The sequence below is a fragment of the Halobellus sp. Atlit-38R genome (assembly GCF_003665925.1).
Classification (GTDB): domain Archaea; phylum Halobacteriota; class Halobacteria; order Halobacteriales; family Haloferacaceae; genus Haloquadratum; species Haloquadratum inordinatus.
Window position 1 is genome coordinate 1 of record NZ_QXIJ01000312.1, and the last position, 462, is coordinate 462.

Genomic DNA, 462 nt, shown 5'->3' on the forward strand with positions numbered 1-462 from the left:
TGCCGCGCCCTAGCCGTCGGTCGGCATAACTGGGAACATTTTTTTCAGCCGGGTCCGGCATCGACGTATGGTCCTCCCGCAACTGGTTGCCACCGTCTTCTTGCTCATCGGTAGCGTCGTCCTCTTCCGCGGCGGCCAGGAACTCCAAACGGTGTTTCACATCCTCCGGAACGATCCGGTCCCGGTGCGCTCGCTCGATGGCCACACCGGCCCCGTCGAAATCACCGGTACGGCTGTCGCCCACGAGGAGGGCGAGACCGTTACGGCCCCCTTCACCGGCAGCGAGTGTCTGGCATACACCTACGAGGTCGAGGAGTACCGGTCGTCCGGGAAACACTCACACTGGGAGACGCTGGACGAGGGACAGAACGGCGTCGACTTCGTCGTCGACGACGGGAACGACCGCGTCCGAGTGAACCCCGATGGAGCGGACGTGCGATTCGAGTCTCAGTCAGTGACGGT

Annotated in this window: 1 protein-coding gene; it reads left to right on the forward strand. The window is 63.6% G+C overall.

Annotation, left to right across the window (positions count from 1 at the left end; all coding sequences use genetic code 11):
* Positions 1 to 67: 67 nt before the first annotated feature.
* Positions 68 to 462, forward strand: a 395-nt coding sequence (locus tag D3D02_RS19555) for an E3 ubiquitin ligase family protein (RefSeq protein WP_233560731.1), incomplete at its 3' end; no start/stop codon positions are given.